The organism is Stenotrophomonas lacuserhaii (genome assembly GCF_014836545.1).
GTDB classification, from domain to species: Bacteria; Pseudomonadota; Gammaproteobacteria; order Xanthomonadales; family Xanthomonadaceae; genus Stenotrophomonas; species Stenotrophomonas lacuserhaii.
Genome location: NZ_JACSQS010000001.1, coordinates 539,472 through 553,982 on the forward strand (window position 1 = coordinate 539,472; position 14,511 = coordinate 553,982).

The window sequence follows — 14,511 nt, forward strand, 5'->3', positions numbered from 1 at the left end:
TCGTTGCTCGAAAGGACTCTGACCCCGTCGCGCCGGGCAGGACCCGGCGCTGCAGCACGGAGCGGCTTATTCCACCGTAGCCGGCAACAGACGCTCCGGTTCAGCGAAGGTTTCCACGAACAGCTCATTGTCGCGCACGTCGATGCTGGCCCTGCCGCCGTTGACCAGCTTGCCGAACAGCAGTTCGTCGGCCAACGGGCGCTTGACCTTGTCCTGGATGACACGGGCCATTGGGCGTGCACCCATCAGCGGATCGAAGCCGTGCTGGGCCAGCCAGTCGCGCGCGGTCGGCGTGGCCGAGAGGCTGACGTGCTTTTCCTGCAGCAGCATTTCCAGTTCGATCAGGAACTTGTCCACCACGCGCAGGATGTGCTCGAAGCCCAGCGCCTGGAACTGCACCACCGCATCCAGCCGGTTGCGGAACTCCGGGGTGAAGCTGCGACGGATGGTCTCCATCGCGTCGGTGGCGTGATCCTGCTTGGTGAAGCCGATCGAACGCCGTGACGCCTGCGCCGCACCGGCATTGGTGGTCATCACCAGCACCACGTTCTTGAAGTTCGCTTCACGGCCGTTGGTATCGGTCAACACGCCACGGTCCATGACCTGCAGCAGGATGTTGAAGATATCCGGGTGCGCTTTCTCGATTTCATCCAGCAACAACACGCAGTGCGGCGTCTTGACGATCTTTTCGGTCAACAGGCCGCCCTGGTCGAAGCCCACGTAGCCCGGAGGCGCACCGATCAGGCGACTGATCGAATGCCCTTCCATGTACTCGGACATGTCGAAGCGGACCAGCTCGATCCCCAACTGCAGGGCCAGCTGCTTGGTGACTTCGGTCTTGCCGACACCGGTGGGGCCGGCGAACAGGAAGTTGCCGATCGGCTTTTCCGGGTTGGCCAGCCCGGAGCGGGCGAGCTTGATCGCCGAAGACAGCGTTTCGATGGCCGGATCCTGGCCGAAGATCACCATCTTCAGGTTGCGCTCCAGGTGCTTGAGCACGTCCTTGTCGGTGGCACTGACCTGCTTGGCCGGGATGCGTGCCATCTTGGCCACGATCGCCTCGATCTCCTCGATATCGATCAGTTCCTTGCGCTGTCCTTCCGGCATCAGCCGCTGGCGCGCACCAGCCTCGTCGATGACGTCGATTGCCTTGTCCGGCAGCAGCCGGTCGCCGATGTGCTTGACCGACAGGTCCACCGCCGCCTGCAGCGCATCGTCGGCATAGGTGACGCCGTGGTGCGCTTCGTACTTCGGCTTGAGTCCCTGCAGGATCTCGTAGGTTTCGCCCACGGTGGGCTCGACGATGTCGATCTTCTGGAAGCGCCGCGCCAGCGCGCGGTCCTTTTCGAAGATGCCGCGGTATTCCTGGAACGTGGTCGACCCGATGCAGCGCAGATCACCGGAGGCCAGCGCCGGCTTGATCAGGTTGGAGGCATCCATGGTGCCACCGGACGCCGATCCGGCACCGATGATGGTGTGGATCTCATCGATGAACAGCACCGCGTTGGGCACCTTCTTCAGCGAGGTCAGCACGCCCTTGAGGCGTTTTTCGAAGTCGCCGCGATACTTGGTGCCGGCCACCAGCGCGCCCAGGTCCAGCGAGTAGATGACCGCATCGGCGAGCACCTCCGGCACGGATCCTTCGACGATGCGGCGCGCCAGGCCCTCGGCGATGGCGGTCTTGCCCACACCGGCTTCGCCGACATACAGCGGATTGTTCTTGCGACGGCGGCACAGCACCTGGATGGTGCGCTCGATCTCGTCGGCACGGCCCACCAGCGGATCGATCCGGCCGTTGCGGGCCTGCTCGTTGAGGTTGCTGGCGAACTCGGCCAGCGCATCGCCCTTGCCCTCGCCTTCCCCACCTTCGGCACGGCCTTCGGGATCGGCCGGCGAGGACGGCTCGCCTTCCTCACCGAGCTTGGCAATGCCATGGGAGAGGTAATTGACTACATCCAGCCGGGTGACGTCCTGCTGGTTGAGGTAGTAGACGGCGTGGGAATCCTTCTCGCCGAAGATCGCCACCAGCACGTTGGCGCCGGTGACCTCCTTCTTGCCCGAGGACTGCACGTGGTAGACCGCGCGCTGCAGCACGCGCTGGAAGCCCAAGGTCGGCTGGGTGTCGCGCCCATCATCTTCGGCAAGCCGCGAGACGGACGCCTCGATGGCCCGCTCCAGCTCCTGGCGCAGGCGCTCCGGTTCGGCCCCGCAGGCCTTCAGGACGGCCTGGGCCGAGGGATTGTCCAGCAGCGCCAGCAACAGGTGTTCGACGGTCATGAATTCATGCCGCGCTTCCCGTGCCCGCTTGTAGCACTGGCCAATGGTGTGTTCGAGGTCTTTGCTGAACATGCTCTACTCCGGCGGCAGTTGAAGACAATATGCGGCCTGACCACACGTTTTCCATCACCCTAGCGGAACTGCCCGTTCATACGGCGTTAGCATCCCGTCGCACGTCTGGCGAAGGTGATTCCACCATAACCTAAACCGGTCCCCCTCCGGGTACGGCCAGCCGGCCCTGAACCACCCGCGATGAGGCGATCCACGGCCAGCCGCGCTGCAAACCAAGGGAGGGGAGGCGCATTGCTGCCGCCAGCTGCGTCGTCGTCAGCAAGCCGATCGTGCCGTACATGGAACGCACCGGACTACCACGCTGCGGTCATGCCCGTCTGATCAGGCCTTTTCCATCGTGCAGAGCAACGGATGCTGGTTCATCCGGGCATATTCATTGACCTGCGCCACTTTGGTTTCGGCCACCTCGCGGGTGAACACACCGCAGACGCCGCGGCCGCGGGTGTGCACATGGAGCATCACCTGCGTCGCCCGGTCCAGGTCCAGGCTGAAGAACTGCTGCAGTACATCGACCACGAAATCCATCGGGGTGTAGTCATCGTTCAACAGCATGACCTGGTAGAACGGCGGGGGGGCGACCTCCGGGCGTGCCGGCTCAAGCAGCACGCCGTGGTCGGAATGGGATTCGTGGGAAGTGTCGCGAGGCATCCGCTTATTATAGTGGCTGGCTCGGCCGGATTGGACGGCAAGCCAACGCGCCTTCACAATCTGCGCGACTCCCCGTACTACCTTCACAGGATTCTCATGGAAAGGACGCTTCGCTTCGCCCTGCTGCTGGCTGTCGCCACGACGGCGGCCCCCTCCTTCGCCGCCGAGCCGGACAAGGCCATCGGACGCCATCTCGACAAGCTGGGCTATCCCTACGAGATCGACGAGGACGGCGACTATCGCATGGTGTTCGACATGGAGGGCGAGCGCACCCAGCTGGTCTATGTGCGCTCGGTGGTGGAAGAATTCGGCAGCCAGCATGTGCGCGAGATCTGGTCGCCCGGCTACCAGGCCAGCGCCGACCAGTTCCCGGTGGCGGTGGCCAACCGCCTGCTTGAAGATGCGCAGGATGCAAAAATGGGCGGCTGGGTGAAGCAGGACAAGGTCGCCATGTTCGTGGTGAAAGTGGATGCCGATGCCTCTTCGGAAGCGTTGGACGACGCCATCGAGGCCGCCAGCCGGACCGCCGATGCGATGGAACTGGAACTGACCAAGCAGGACGAATACTGAAGTGAATGCCGCTGCGCCGCGCTGGGCACCCCGCGTCACCGTTGCCACCGTTGTGGTCGACGAGGGCAGGCTGTTGCTGGTCGAAGAACGCATCGATGGCGAGCTGGTGCTCAACCAGCCCGCCGGCCATCTGGAGCCGGGTGAGTCGCTGGCCGAGGCCGCGCTGCGCGAGACGCGCGAAGAAACCGGCTGGGAGGTCGAGCTGACCGCGTTCATCGGCACCTACCAGTGGACTGCGCCGGATGGCACGCCGTTCCTGCGCTTCAGCTATGCCGCGCGCCCGCTCCGGCACGATCCGCTGCGCCCGCTGGATACCGGCATCGAACGCGCACTGTGGCTGCAGCCCGGCGAGCTGCTGGCCGCGCGCCAGCGGCTGCGCAGCCCACTGGTCTGGCAGGTGGTGGCCGACTTCCTCGCCGGCCAGCGCCATCCCCTCTCCCTGGTCAAGCAGGTTGCTCCATGAGCGCGCCACGGATCATGGTCGGCGTGTCCGGCGGAGTGGACTCTTCGGTTGCCGCCTGGCGGCTGGTGCAGCAGGGCGAGCCGGTGGCCGGGCTGTTCATGCAGAACTGGGCCGATGACGGCAGCGGCGAATGCCGCGCCGAGGATGATCGCCGCGATGCGGTGGCGGTGTGCGGACTGCTCGGCATCCCGTTCCACTTCCGCGACTTTTCCAGCGAGTACTGGAAAGGCGTGTTCGAACACTTCCTGGCCGAGTATGCGGCCGGGCGCACCCCCAACCCGGACGTGCTGTGCAACCGCGAAGTGAAGTTCAAGCACTTCCTGGATGCCGCCCGCGAGCTGGGCGCCGAGCGCATCGCCACCGGCCATTACGCGCGGATCGCCCGCGACGGCAACCAGTGGCTGCTGCTGCGCGGCGCCGACCGCAGCAAGGACCAGAGCTATTTCCTGCACCAGCTGGGCCAGGCACAGCTGTCGGCTACCTTGTTCCCGATCGGCGACCTGAACAAGAGCGACCTGCGCCGGATGGCACGTGACGCCAACCTGCCGACGCATGCCAAGAAGGACTCCACCGGCATCTGCTTCATCGGCGAACGTGATTTCCGCGAGTTCCTCGGCCAGTACCTGCCCGCACGCCAGGGCCGCATCGTGGATCCGGACGGGGCGGAAATCGCCGAGCACCCCGGGGTGTTCTATTTCACCCTGGGCCAGCGCGAAGGACTGAACATCGGCGGCGTCCGCGGCCGCCCGGCGGCGCCGTGGTACGTGGTGGGCAAGGACGTGGCCTCCAACACGCTGTACGTGGACCAGGACCGCGAAAGCCGCTGGTTGATGTCCACCGAGCTGGTCAGTGAAAGCGCGCACTGGATCGTCGGCGCCCCGCCCGCCACCCGCTTCGAGTGCACCGCGCAGACCCGCTACCGCCAGCCCGATGAGGCCTGTACGGTCCAGGTGCGCGATGATGGCAGCCTGCATGTCCGCTTCCCCACTCCCCAGCGGGCGGTCACCCCCGGCCAGTCGCTGGTGCTGTACCAGGGCGATGTCTGCCTCGGTGGTGCGGTGATCGCCGCCACCGACGCACCGCTTGAACAGCGGCTGCGCCCTACTCCTTCTCCTTTCGAGGTACCTGCTGCATGAGTTTCACTGTCGACGACCGCGTACTGGCCCTGGCCGGCATAGCCCAGGCCCTGCAACAGGTCCGCCGCATCGCCGATACCGGCCACTCCGAAGCGGGTGCGGTGCGCACCGCCATGGACAGCGTGTTCCGCATCGACGCCGCATCACCGCAGGAGGTGTATGGCGACCGTGAATCGCTGAAGCCGGGCCTGCGCCTGCTGCACAACTACTTCCGCAACCAGGGCCAGGACCCGATCCTGCCCAAGCTGGCACTGGCGGTGCTGCAGCTGGAGCGCCGCTTCGTGCGCGAGCCGGACACCATCGCCAAGGTCACCGCCGGCATCGAGCGCGCCAGCCGCCAGGGCCGTGAGCTGGGCGACAGCGGGCACCCGGACGTGCTGGCCACGCTGGGCGGCGTCTATGCCGACACCATCAGCCACCTCAAGCCGCGGGTCATGGTGCAGGGCAACCCGCATTACCTGGGCCAGGCCGGGGTGGTGGCCGAAATCCGCGCGCTGCTGCTGGCGGCGGTGCGCTCGGCGGTGCTGTGGCGCCAACTGGGTGGCAGCTACTGGGATTTCCTGCTGGCACGCAAGGCGATGGTGGAAGCGGTGGACCGCGCGCTGCGCTGAGCCGCACGGTAGCGCCGAGCCATGCTCGGCGAGCGCAGCGGCGAAGGCAACAGCGTGACGACCAACGGTCGTCACGCACTGACGGCAGTCGTCACCCGCCAGCGGCCCAAGACTGACGGCCAGCGGCCGTCACTACCGGGGCGGTCGCGGTGGATGCAACATCGGCGTTAAAGAGAAACCAGGTACGGCCGATACTGCATTTGTGACTCTCCCGGGAACGTCCATGTACTCTCGCACCATCATCCGTCTGGCCGCACCGTTGGTGCTGACCCTGCTTCTGCCCCTCGCCTTTGCTCTGGAGTGGCCTGCGGCCCTGCGCTGGGCGATCCTTACCACGATGACGCTGAGCTGGCTCGGCCACGCCTGGTGGAGCACCCGTGCTCCGGTCGGGCGTTCGCCGGAACAGGCCCGCATCCTGCGCGAGCAGGACCAGCTGCTGACCGAACTGCGCAACTTCGTCGGCAATGAAATCGACGGCTCGCGCAGCGAAGTCGAGCGCGCCCGCGACCTGATCCGCCAAGCCGTGTCCGGCCTGGGCGGCAGCTTCGAAGCGATGAACCGCAAGTCGCGCCAGCAGAGCCAGGCATTGGCCCGCATCGTCGACCGTACCGGTGAAGACGGTTCGGCCGGACTGGACGTGGCGCGCTTCGCCCAGCACGCCAGCCACCAGATGGAACAACTGGTGGAAGCGCTGGAGCAGGTCAGCGGCCAGAGCAGCAACACCGTGCAGCACATCGACCAGATGGCGCAGCACCTGGATGGCATCTTCGCGCTGCTGGAAGACGTCAAGTCGATCGCCGACCAGACCAACCTGCTGGCACTGAACGCGGCCATCGAAGCGGCCCGTGCCGGCGAAGCCGGCCGCGGCTTCGCCGTGGTAGCCGACGAGGTGCGCAACCTGTCCGAGCGCTCAACCACGTTCAACGAGCAGATCCGCAAGCTGGCCCACAGCTCCAAGGACGCCATCGCCAAGGTCCGCGAAACGGTCACCCACATGGCCTCGCGTGACATGGACCGTTCCCGCGAAGCCCGCATGGAAGCCGCTTCGATGGTCGACAACGTGGCGCAGATCAATGCCTCGCTGGGCGATGGCATGCGCGAAGTGTCCGAGTGCGCCCGCGCCATCGACGGCAGCGTGGCCGAAGCGGTGCGTGCCCTGCAGTTCGAAGACATCGCCACCCAGGCGCTGGGCGGCGTGCATGTCCACCTGGACCGCCTGACCTCGATCAACCGCGAAGCCTTGGCACTGCAGGAACTGCTGCATCGCCATGGCGGCGCGGCCGACGAAGAAATGGTCACCGCCCTGGCCCGCACCGGCAACCGCCTGCGTGACCTGCGCAGCGAATGGGAACGGCCGCCGCACAAGCCGGTCACCCAGCAGAGCATGGGTGCCGGAACGGTGGAACTGTTCTGATCCCGCGTGGTGCTTGACGCCCCAGCTGAACCCCAGAGCCCCGGCACTGCCGGGGCTTTGTCGTGCCCGGCGCCGACCGAGCACGCACGGGCCGAGGGCACCGCGCAGCAAGCGCAGACCCCGCGCCAGCAACTACAGCGGCTTGAGGCCCTGGCGCAGGCAGAGCTGGCGCAACTGGAGCTGATGGCGGGCAGGCAGGCGGTGATGCGACACAGCCTTGAGCAGGCCAGCCTGTGCTGGGACCTGGGGCTGGATGCAAGGGATCTGGCGCCTGCAGGCGCGGGCCACGCATCGGCGGCAACGGTGCGCTGACGCGCTCTGCAGGCCGCCACGCGGGATCAGGAGGATCATGCGGGTGACGATCGTCAGCCCCGGTACCGGGCGCCGCATGCGCGACGCCCACGGTGTTCAGCCCGCCAGCACCGCAGCGGTGTCCCGCATAGACGCCCCGGTGGCTGCATCGCGCAGCCAGTGCGCCAGCTCGCGCGGCACCAGCGGCCGCGAATACAGGTAGCCCTGGATCTCGTCACAGCCCTGGCGGCGCAGGAGGTCTTCTTCCTGCTCCGTTTCCACCCCTTCGGCCACGACCTTCATACCCAGCGCGTGGCCCAGGTGGACGATCGCCTGGGTGACTTCGGCGGTACCGGTATCTTCCAGCATGCCCTGTACGAAGCTGCGGTCGATCTTCAGCCGACCGACCGGGAACCGGTTGAGGTAGTGCAGGTTGGAGAATCCGGTGCCGAAGTCGTCCACCGCCAGCGGCACGTTGTGCCGTTCGAATACGTCGAAACAGTGCCGCAACACTTCGGTGTCACGGATCAGCGCCGACTCGGTGAGCTCCAGCTCCATCCGGGTCGGCGACAGGCCATGCGCGTGGCAGACCGCGATCACCCGCTCGGCGAATCCGCGCTCGCGCAGCTGCACCGCCGAGACGTTCACCGCGATCCGGTCGAACAGCAGGCCCGCACGGTCCCAGGCCGAGGCCTGCCGACACGCTTCGTTGAGTACCCAGTCGCCGATGCGCACGATCTCGCCGCACTTCTCCGCTATCGGGATGAACTCGGCCGGGCTGCAGTAGCCCAGGCCGGGCCGGTGCCAGCGCAGCAGGGCTTCGATAGCGGGCGGTTGACCGGGTTCGGCATGCATCAGCGGCTGGTAGACCAGGCTGAATTCTTCACGCTCGATGGCCCCGTGCAGGGCGTGTTCGATATCCAGCCTGCGCTGGATCCGGCTGAGCGCATCCTGGCTGTAGTACTGGTAGGTATTGCGGCCTGCCTCTTTCGCTGCGTGCATCGCCGCATCGGCGGCACGCAGCAGGGAATCGAAATCTTCGCGGCCGTCTTCCAGCATCGCGATGCCGACGCTGGCGCCGACCTTCAGCAGGTCCTGCCCACGATGCAGCGGCTCGGCCAACGAGGCGATCAGCTTGCGCGCCACGTGGCCGGCATCTTCGGCCTCGGCCAGGTCACGCAGCACGACGATGAACTCATCCCCGTTGAAACGCCCGAACAGGTCGCTGTTGCGCAGGTTCTGGTGCAGTCGGCTTGCCGCTGCCTTGAGCAGGGTATCGCCGGTGGCATGCCCGAAGCTGTCGTTGATGGTCTTGAAGCCGTCCAGGTCGATGAACAGCATCGCCAGCGGTGTACCGCGATCACGCGCCTCTTTGATCGCATCGGTGGTCTGCTCGCGCAGCAGCATGCGGTTGGGCAGCCCGGTCAGCAGGTCGTAGTGGGCCAGCAGTTCAATCCGTTCATTGGCCTCGCGTTCGCGGGTGATGTCACGGAACAGCACCACGAACCGCGGCGGCAGGCCGTCACGGCGGTCCAGTTCGATCAACACCTGCACCCATACGCGCATGCCGGATTGCCGGTAAAAGCACAGGTCCAGTTGTTCGGGCAGGCCGCCGGCGGCGATGCGCTCAAGCGCGGATTCGAAGGCGGTGCGCGAGTCATCGGTGTACAGCGCCAGCGCTTGGTCCAGGCTGATCGATTCCTTGCGCAGGCCATGGATGCGATAGCACTCCTCGGTCCACTGCATCAGCCGGGTGTCCACTTCGATCTCGCAGCCGCCGATGCGTCCCAATGCGGAAACACGGTTCAACAACTCGGTGCGCCAGCGGATCAATGCATCGGTCTGGTGCTGTTCGCTGATGTTCTGTACCTGGCCGAGCAGGCGCTGGATCCGCCCATCGGCGGCCTGCAGGGGCTGCATCCACAAGCGCAGCTGCAAGGCCGCTTGCTGGCCCGGCCTGCGCAGCTCCAGGTCCAGGTTTTCCGGCCCCCCGTCACGCCACAGCCGGCGCCATGCCATGCGCAGCGCGCCGCGCGAACGCGGCTGCAGCCGCCGCAGCCAGGCGCGCGGGCTGAAGGAAGGACCGTCTTCCGTGCCCAGCAGCGCATGCAGCTCCGCCGACCACCAGAAACGACGGCAGCCGGGCTCCCAAGACCAGCTGCCCATGCTGGCGATCTGCTGCGCCTGGCGCAGGTGAAGCTGCTGGTCGTGCAGGTGGGCTTCCAGCTGCTTCTGGTGCTCGATATCGGTATGGGTGCCGACCATGCGCAACGGCTGGCCGTCGGCGGTCCGCGCCACTACCCGTCCGCGATCCAGTACCCAGCGCCAGCTCTGGTCCGGCTGGCGGTAGCGGAATTGGGCACTGTACTGGTCGACCTCGCCACGCAGGTGGCGCTGGACCTGCGCATGGACGCCGGCGCGGTCGTCGGGGTGTATCTTCTCCAGCAGCGCGCCCGCGCGTTCCTGGACCTCGATCCTGCCCTCGACCGGCGGTGATCGCAGCACGCGGTCGCTGGCCAGGTCCCAGTCCCACAATCGGTGCCCGGCACTTTCCAGCGCAAGCTCCCAGCGCTCGCCGGCCGGGCTGCGCTCGGGATCTGGAATGCTCAGGGTGAAGGCCAGCAGGTGGCCGCTCTGGTCATGCACGGCGCGCATCCAGCCGTCGTGGCGACCGCGCGGGCCGCCGGGCAGGCTGCACGGCACGATGCCCCCGTCGGCGGCCAGCAGGCGGATGTCTTCCAGCATGGACTGGTAGGCAGCAGCTGCCGCAGGCAGGCCGTGCTCGCGCGCGGCGGGATTGGCGGCCAGTGGCGCACCATTGCGGTCAAGGATCACCAGCGCGGAGGCGAGCGGGTGCTGCAACAGGCTGGCAATGATCCCTTGGTCCACGCAACTTGCTCCAATGACGCCCCCGACAGCCGGGAACGAAATCGTTAGCGGCCAGCGGGCGGGATAATTGAGTACCGGCTGGCTGCATGGGCGTCATCGCGGCGAGTTAAGATGCGATTCGTTGCTGCCCTCCTTCCGCGACCCGGCCCCATCCCGCCATGCCCCTGCACCTTGTTGGCAAAACCCGATGACGGTCTGCCCGACCCAGCTGGCCAACACCCTGCGGCGGGAACGGCGGCGCGTGGTGCTGGTCTATCTGCTGCTGGCCGTTGCCTGGATCGTCAGCAGCGACGTAGCCGTGGGCGCGATGATCGGCGATGCCCGCATCGCGGCCTGGCTCCAGACCGTCAAGGGCGTCTTCTTCGTCTTCACCAGTGCCGCGATGCTGTACCTGCTGCTGCGCCCGCTCGGTGCCCACGTGCTGCAGGCCAATGCCCGCCTGGCTGCTTCCGAGCTGCGCCATCGCCAGGCCTTCGTCGGCAACCCCGGCCCGATCCTCATCTACGACCTGCAATCGGTGCGGATCCTCGACGCCAACCCCGCCGCCTGCGCGCTGTTCGGCTGGAGCCGGGAAGAACTGCTGCAGGAGTCGGTCAGCCTGCTCTGGCCAACGGGCAAACAGGGCGCGCTGGAGGCCACGCTGGAACAGCTGCGCGAGCACCCGGAGCAGACCTGCCTGCTGCGCGCGCCGCTGCAGTTGCGCGATGGACGCCTGCGCCAGATGGAACTGCGCAGCAATGCGATCGACGTCGACGGACGCCCCGCGCGGCTGCTTATCGTGATTGACCGCACGGCCGAAGACGAGGCACTGGCGCGCCGCGATCAGGCGCTGGAACGGCTGGAAGAGGCCCATGAACTGGCCCGCATCGGCGCCTGGCAGCTCGACCCCGCCACTGGCCTGGCCAGCTTCTCGCGGCAGGTTTACCAGTTGCTGGGCCGGCGTCCGCCGCAGGCACGCACCTGGCACCGCTTCGATGAACTGCTGGTGCCGGCCGATGCAGCGACCACGGCGATGACCGAGCAGCTGCTGGCCGGGATGAGCAGCGGCGAGCCGGTCCACGTGGACGTGCTGCTGCCCCTGCTGGGCATGGATGGACGACCGTTGATGACCCATCTGCGTGCCGAAAGTGGCGTGGACGAGCTGGGCCGCCCCCGGGTGATGGGCACGCTGCAGGACGTCACCGAACGCGAACAGTCGCGCCGGTTGCTGCGCGAGCGCGAGGAACAGTTCCGCGAACTGGTGCGGGTGCTGCCCGATGGCGTAGTGATCCTGTCCGAAGAACACGTGCTGTACGCCAATGCGTTCGCCGTGCGGCTGTTCGGCTATGAAGGCCACACCCTGCTGGGCGAGCCGCTGCGGGCGCTGGTGGGTGAAGCAGGCCTGCCGGCGGTGCGCGCCCTGCTGCGCAACCCGGTGCCGGAGGCCAGCGCCGGCCAGATCGCGATCATCGGCATGCAGCGCGCCGATGGCAGCCGTTTCCAGGCCGGGCTGGCGGTGGGCGAAGTGCGCTACGGCGGGCGCGACTGCCGCCTGCTGATCGTGCGCGACCTCAGTGATGCCGAGCGCACGCGCGCGGCACTGGAGAACAGCAACCGCGAACTGCAGGCGATGGCTGGCCGGCTGTTCTCCCTGCAGGAAGACGAACGCCGCGCCATTTCGCGCGACCTGCACGATGACATCGGCCAGGCGATCACCGCGATCAAGCTTTCGGCCTGGGCAGCGCTGGATGAAGAAGACAGCGCCCGCCGCCGCGAAGACCTGCAGCAGATCGTCAGCCTGGCCGATGGCACCGTGGCCAAGCTGCGCGATCTGTCCACCCTGCTGCGGCCACCCCAGCTGGATGCGCTGGGCCTGGAGGCCGCGCTGCGCTGGCAGGCCGGCGTGCTGTTCCGCTCTTCTCAGGCCGAACTGCTGTCACGCATCGACACCCTGCCCCAGCGCCCGGACAACGCCATCGAACAGGCCTGCTTCCGGATCGCACAGGAAAGCCTGACCAATGCCCTGCGCCACGCCAAGGCCAGCCAGGTGCTGCTGCACCTGCGCGACATCGACCAGGACCACCTGCACCTGCAGGTGCGCGACGATGGCGAAGGCTTCGATCCGCATGGACCGCGCGGACTGGGCCTGATCGTGATGCGCGAACGTGCGCAGAGCGTGGGCGGACAGCTGCGCATCGAATCGGCTCCGGGGGAAGGTACCCTGATCGAACTGCATCTCCCCTACCGTGTCGGCATGATGCCGGACGAACCGCTGGAATCACGCCTTTGATGTGGAATACCTCCCTGCCTCCGGTCAGTATCGAGGACGCCCCGGACCGACTGGGCGCCGGCAACCCCGAGCTGCAGGCGATGGTCGCCGAAGCGGCCGCGGGCGGTACTCCGATGATGGTGATGCACGTAGACATCGACCACTTCGCATCGGTCAACGAGAACATGAGCGCCGAAGTGGGCGACCAGGCATTGGTGCTGGTGGCCCAGCGCCTGAAGTCCTGGCTGCGCGGCCGTGGCACGCTGTGGCGCCATGGCAGCGATGAGTTCCTGGTGGCCGTGCCGCGTACCGGCGAAGTCGCCCTGCCGGAGGACTTCGCCGAAGAGCTGCGGCAGCAGCTGGAGCTGCCGCTTTCGGTACTGCCCTACACCCTTTTCATGACCGGCAAGCTGGGGGTCAGTCTGTGCCCGGAACACGCCAGCACCGCCTCGCGCCTGCTCGACCACGCCGAGGACGCGCTCTACCAGGCGGCGCGCGAAGGCGGCAACGCGGTGCGCATCCACGCGGTGGATACCGTGCCCAGCGCGCACAGCGAGAGCATCATCGCCCGGCAGATCATCGACGCCATTCCCAATGGCGAGCTCAAGCTGCGCTACCAGCCGCTGGTGAGTTCGCGCGATGGCCACGTGGTCGGCATGGAGGCGCTGCTGCGCTGGCAGTCGCCGACCCTGGGCATGCTGGTGCCTGAACGCTTCATGCGCACGGCAGAACGGCTGGGCATCATCGTGCAGATCGGCACGTGGGTGCTGGAAGGCGCCTTGAAACAGGCGCGGCTGTGGCGTGACCAGGGCTTCGATGACTTCACCATCGCAGTCAACGTCTCCACCCTGCAGCTGCTGCGCCCGAACTTCTTCACCGAGGTGATGGGCCTGATCCAGGCCGCCGGCGTTCCGGCGCCGATGCTGACCCTGGAAATCAACGAAAGCGCATTGACCAACAATGTCAATTTCGTCCACGAAACCCTGGTCAACCTGCGCAACGAAGGGATCAGCCTGAGCCTGGACAATTTCGGTACCGGCGACTCCAGCCTGAGTGCGCTGGTGCGCTACCCCGTGGACAAGCTGAAGATCGACCGCAGCTTCATCAAGAGCGCCCCGGCCGGCAATCGTGAGGCGGCCATCGCCCGCGCCATCATCGCCATGGGCCACCAGCTGGGCATGACCGTGATCGCCAACGGCGTGGAATCGCAGGCCCAGCTCGGCTTCCTGCGCCGCAATGACTGCGACGTGTTCCAGGGTTACCTGTTCGGCGAACCGATGTCCGCCGATGCGGCCGGCATGACCCTGCGGCGCCGCTACCTGCGTCCGGAGGCGTTCGCTGAAACGCGCCCGGACCGCACCCTGCTGCTGCTGGACGACGAAGAGAACGTGCTGCGCTCGCTGGTGCGCCTGTTCCGCCGCGACGGCTACCGGATCCTTGCGGCGGGCAACGTGCGCGATGCGTTCGACCTGCTGGCAATCAACGATGTGCAGGTGATCCTGTCCGACCAGCGCATGAGCGACATGAGCGGTACCGAGTTCCTGGGCCGGGTGAAGATGCTCTACCCGGACACGATCCGGCTGGTGCTGTCCGGCTATACCGACCTCAACACGGTCACCGATGCGATCAACCGCGGAGCGATCTACCGCTTCCTGACCAAGCCGTGGAATGACGACGAGCTGCGCAAGCACATCCACCAGGCGTTCCGCACATACGAAGAGCAGCGGCGCAGCAATGGCGGGTCCGTTGCGGCGGAGCCGATCGAGTCGGTGGATGATCGGTCGGTGTCGCGCTGAGGGATGGTCGAACGGGTAGACCCCCTCGCGGGTGGCTTTCAAGCTTGAAACTGAGCTTGGGCCGGGGGGGGGGGGGGGGGGGGGGGGGGGGGGGCG

Annotated in this window: 11 protein-coding genes; 8 read left to right on the plus strand and 3 right to left on the minus strand. The window is 66.8% G+C overall.

The annotated features are described in order from the left end of the window. Positions 1-66 precede the first annotated feature (66 nt). Positions 67-2,349 carry an ATP-dependent Clp protease ATP-binding subunit ClpA gene (gene clpA / locus H9654_RS02530; protein WP_191768756.1) on the minus strand — a complete coding sequence of 761 codons (2,283 nt, stop codon included), beginning with the start codon at positions 2,347-2,349 and terminating at the stop codon, positions 67-69. 321 nt (positions 2,350-2,670) lie between these two features. Further along, positions 2,671-2,997, minus strand: a complete 327-nt coding sequence (gene clpS, locus H9654_RS02535; protein ID WP_101100451.1) for an ATP-dependent Clp protease adapter ClpS — start codon at positions 2,995-2,997, stop codon at positions 2,671-2,673. 96 nt (positions 2,998-3,093) lie between these two features. Between clpS and H9654_RS02540 the strand changes: the two genes are divergently transcribed. From H9654_RS02540 to H9654_RS02565, 6 genes are all read left to right on the plus strand, one after another. Next, positions 3,094-3,567 carry a hypothetical protein gene (locus H9654_RS02540; RefSeq protein ID WP_191768758.1) on the plus strand — a complete coding sequence of 158 codons (474 nt, stop codon included), beginning with the start codon at positions 3,094-3,096 and terminating at the stop codon, positions 3,565-3,567. A gap of 1 nt (position 3,568) precedes the next feature. Beyond that, positions 3,569-4,030: an NUDIX hydrolase gene (locus H9654_RS02545; RefSeq protein WP_101100449.1), complete on the plus strand. Its 462-nt coding sequence runs from the start codon at positions 3,569-3,571 to the stop codon at positions 4,028-4,030. Beyond that, positions 4,027-5,166, plus strand: coding sequence for a tRNA 2-thiouridine(34) synthase MnmA (gene mnmA, locus H9654_RS02550; RefSeq protein WP_191768760.1), 1,140 nt, complete (start codon positions 4,027-4,029; stop codon positions 5,164-5,166). Before H9654_RS02545 ends, mnmA begins: the two co-directional genes overlap by 4 nt. Then, positions 5,163-5,777: a high frequency lysogenization protein HflD gene (gene hflD, locus H9654_RS02555; RefSeq protein ID WP_182655972.1), complete on the plus strand. Its 615-nt coding sequence runs from the start codon at positions 5,163-5,165 to the stop codon at positions 5,775-5,777. Before mnmA ends, hflD begins: the two co-directional genes overlap by 4 nt. Before the next feature lie 223 nt (positions 5,778-6,000). Further along, complete coding sequence (locus tag H9654_RS02560) at positions 6,001-7,191, plus strand: methyl-accepting chemotaxis protein (RefSeq protein ID WP_101100446.1); 1,191 nt, start codon at positions 6,001-6,003, stop codon at positions 7,189-7,191. A gap of 6 nt (positions 7,192-7,197) precedes the next feature. Further along, complete coding sequence (locus H9654_RS02565; RefSeq protein ID WP_191768762.1) at positions 7,198-7,503, plus strand: hypothetical protein; 306 nt, start codon at positions 7,198-7,200, stop codon at positions 7,501-7,503. Between the two features lie 96 nt (positions 7,504-7,599). Here the strand turns inward: H9654_RS02565 and H9654_RS02570 are convergent, their stop codons facing one another. Further along, positions 7,600-10,371 (minus strand): bifunctional diguanylate cyclase/phosphodiesterase, encoded by a 2,772-nt coding sequence (locus H9654_RS02570; protein ID WP_191768764.1) that lies wholly within the window; start codon positions 10,369-10,371, stop codon positions 7,600-7,602. A 187-nt stretch (positions 10,372-10,558) separates the two neighbouring features. On the opposite strand from H9654_RS02570, the gene H9654_RS02575 reads away from it, so the two are divergent. Then, positions 10,559-12,640, plus strand: coding sequence for a sensor histidine kinase (locus H9654_RS02575; RefSeq protein ID WP_191768766.1), 2,082 nt, complete (start codon positions 10,559-10,561; stop codon positions 12,638-12,640). Beyond that, positions 12,640-14,415: an EAL domain-containing protein gene (locus tag H9654_RS02580; protein ID WP_191768768.1), complete on the plus strand. Its 1,776-nt coding sequence runs from the start codon at positions 12,640-12,642 to the stop codon at positions 14,413-14,415. Before H9654_RS02575 ends, H9654_RS02580 begins: the two co-directional genes overlap by 1 nt. Positions 14,416-14,511 lie beyond the last annotated feature (96 nt).

Bases quoted from the DNA above. Each gene is read 5' to 3' on its own strand.
- hflD (WP_182655972.1), top strand. From the start codon at position 5,163: ATGAGTTTCACTGTCGACGACCGCGTACTGGCCCTGGCCGGCATAGCC.
- H9654_RS02580 (WP_191768768.1), top strand. From the start codon at position 12,640: ATGTGGAATACCTCCCTGCCTCCGGTCAGTATCGAGGACGCCCCGGAC.
- mnmA (WP_191768760.1), top strand. From the start codon at position 4,027: ATGAGCGCGCCACGGATCATGGTCGGCGTGTCCGGCGGAGTGGACTCT.
- H9654_RS02560 (WP_101100446.1), top strand. From the start codon at position 6,001: ATGTACTCTCGCACCATCATCCGTCTGGCCGCACCGTTGGTGCTGACC.
- H9654_RS02540 (WP_191768758.1), top strand. From the start codon at position 3,094: ATGGAAAGGACGCTTCGCTTCGCCCTGCTGCTGGCTGTCGCCACGACG.
- H9654_RS02575 (WP_191768766.1), top strand. From the start codon at position 10,559: ATGACGGTCTGCCCGACCCAGCTGGCCAACACCCTGCGGCGGGAACGG.
- clpS (WP_101100451.1), bottom strand. From the start codon at position 2,997: ATGCCTCGCGACACTTCCCACGAATCCCATTCCGACCACGGCGTGCTG.
- clpA (WP_191768756.1), bottom strand. From the start codon at position 2,349: ATGTTCAGCAAAGACCTCGAACACACCATTGGCCAGTGCTACAAGCGG.